At 69.9% G+C, this 2,279-nt stretch carries 2 protein-coding genes; both read left to right on the top strand.

Features of this window, described 5'->3' with window-relative positions:
- Positions 1-1,500, top strand: a 1,500-nt coding sequence (locus ACT3UA_RS18855) for an ATP-binding protein (RefSeq protein WP_444617863.1), incomplete at its 5' end; no start/stop codon positions are given.
- A 3-nt stretch (positions 1,501-1,503) separates the two neighbouring features.
- Complete coding sequence (locus ACT3UA_RS18850; protein WP_444617861.1) at positions 1,504-2,205, top strand: response regulator; 702 nt, start codon at positions 1,504-1,506, stop codon at positions 2,203-2,205.
- Positions 2,206-2,279 lie beyond the last annotated feature (74 nt).

Raw genomic sequence — 2,279 nt, 5'->3', positions numbered from 1 at the left:
CTGGCCGTCGTGCTCGCGGTAGCGGTCGCGGTGATGGTGGTCGAGGACCAGCGGGTGCAGGACCAGGCCTATGCGCGGGTCGGCACGGTGGCCAGCCATGTGGGCAATGAGCCGGCGGTGATCGCGGCGCTGAACACCGAGGACGCCGCGCAGGTTATCGCGCCGATCGCCCAGCTGGCCCGCGAGGTGTCCGGAGTGGACTACGTGGTGGTGGTGGGGCTGGATAACATCCGCCTTTCGCATCCCGACCCGGAGCAGATCGGCCGGCCGGTGTCCACCGATCATTCGCTGATGCGCCAGGGGGAGAGCTTTTCCGGGATCGAATCCGGAACGCTGGGCCCCACCCTGCGGGTGAAGGCGCCGATCCGTGCCGACGGGGAGATCATCGGCACGATCTCCGTGGGGATCTTGCAAAGCGAGGTGCGTGCCCAGCTGAACTCCATCGTGGTGGGCTTCGCCCCGTGGATTCTGGGCGCCGCCGGCCTGGGCACGCTGCTCAGCCTGTCCGCGGCGCGCGCCATTCGCCGCCGCATCTTCGGGGTGGAACCCGATGAGGTCCCCGGCCTGCTCCAGTCGCAGAATGCGCTGCTCTACGCGGTGAGCGACGGGGTGCTCGGCGTGGGACCCGCGGGGCGGATTACCTTGTGCAACGGGGAGGCCGAGACGCTGCTCGGATTGCGCGAATCGGTGGTGGGGCGCATCGCCGATCAGGTGCTGGATCCGCTGCTCGGCACGATGCCCGAGGAAGGGGCCCGGCAGGTGCTGGTGGGCGAACGGGTGCTGGTGGTCTCGCGGCGCAATGCCGTGGCCGGGGCGGCCCGGGCCGATGCAGGTTATACGCTGACCCTGCGCGATCGCACCGCGCTGGAGGCTTCGCTGCGCGAGCTGGCCGGCCAGCGCGGACTGGCCGACGCCCTGCGGGCGCAGACCCACGAGTTCGCCAACCGGCTGCATGTGCTCTCCGGCTACCTGTCCGTCGGCGCGCACCAGAAAGCGCAGGAGTACATCGCCCGGATCGCCGGTCCGCAGGAGCGCACCGCGGTGGAACTTCCCGATTCCGGGTTGGCCGGGGTGCTCTCGGCCAATGCCGCGGTGGCCCGGGAACATGGGGTGTCCTTCGAGGTTTCGGCGCAGTCGCTGGTCGCGCCGGGCACCGGAGCCGACGACGACCTGCTGACCGTGCTGGGCAATCTGCTCAGCAACGCGATCGAGGCGGCCGGGGACGGGGGCCGGGTTGAGGTCTTTGTCCGGCTGGCCGAGCACCGGGTCGAATTGCGGGTGGAAGACAGCGGTCCCGGGGTGCCCCCGGAGCAAGCCGAACGCATCTTCACGCGCGGAGTCAGCGCCAAGGATCAAAGCATCCAGCCCCATGGGATCGGGCTGGCCCTGGTCCAGCGGATTATCCAGCGCAGAGGTGGGACAATCGAGGTTGGAGACTCGGCGCTGGGCGGCGCGCAATTCGCCGCCCGGTGGCCGGCGGCAACAGGGCAGGGGAACTAAGTTATGCGCCAGATCGAAACGCTGATCGTCGACGACGATCCGGATGTGCTGGCCATGCACGAACTTTTTGTTGCATCCACCGACGGCTTCCGGGTCGCCGCCACCGCCACCCGCGCCGCCGAGGCGCTGGCCTGCCTGGAGGCGAATGCGGGAATCGAGCTGATCCTGCTCGACGTGCACCTGCCGGACGGAAATGGCGTCGAGGTCCTCGCCGAGGTGCGCGCCCGGTTCAGCCAGGTGGGGGTCATCATGATCACCGCAGCCGCGGATGCGGCCACGGTGCGCAGAGCCATCGGCCAGGGGATCGACGGGTACCTGGTCAAGCCCTTCGCCGTCGGGGAATTCCGCAGGCGGCTGGACCTGTTCCGTCAGGCGCGGATTGCCGCGCCGGAACGCTTGGCACAGTCGGCTATCGACGTGCTGCTGCGCGAAGAGGCCGAATCGACGGGATCCGGGCCGGCGCCCGCCCCGACCGGCAGTCTGCCCAAGGGCTACGCGCAGGCCACCCTGGATCTCATTGCCGACGCGGTGCGCGGGGTGGACGCGGATATTTCGGCGGCCGAGGTGGCCGAGGCCTGCGGGGTCTCCCGGGTCAGCGCCCGACGCTATCTGGACCTGCTGGAGCGGCGCGGGCAGGTGGAACTGCGCCCGCGCTATGGTTCGGCGGGGCGCCCGGAGCACCGCTATCGCTGGGTTCGCCGCTGAGCCGCCGGCGGCTCGCGGCTGTCAGCTGCCGTCGCTCCCATGTTCCTTTGACTCCCCGCGGGCTTTCTTCTTGT

The sequence above is a fragment of the Glutamicibacter sp. 363 genome (genome assembly GCF_052379505.1).
In the GTDB taxonomy this organism is placed as follows: domain Bacteria; phylum Actinomycetota; class Actinomycetes; order Actinomycetales; family Micrococcaceae; genus Glutamicibacter.
The sequence above is the reverse complement of the archived record's forward strand: the minus strand, read 5'-3'. Positions and strand labels throughout refer to the sequence as shown.

Bases quoted from the DNA above. Each gene is read 5' to 3' on its own strand.
- ACT3UA_RS18850 (WP_444617861.1), top strand. From the start codon at position 1,504: ATGCGCCAGATCGAAACGCTGATCGTCGACGACGATCCGGATGTGCTG.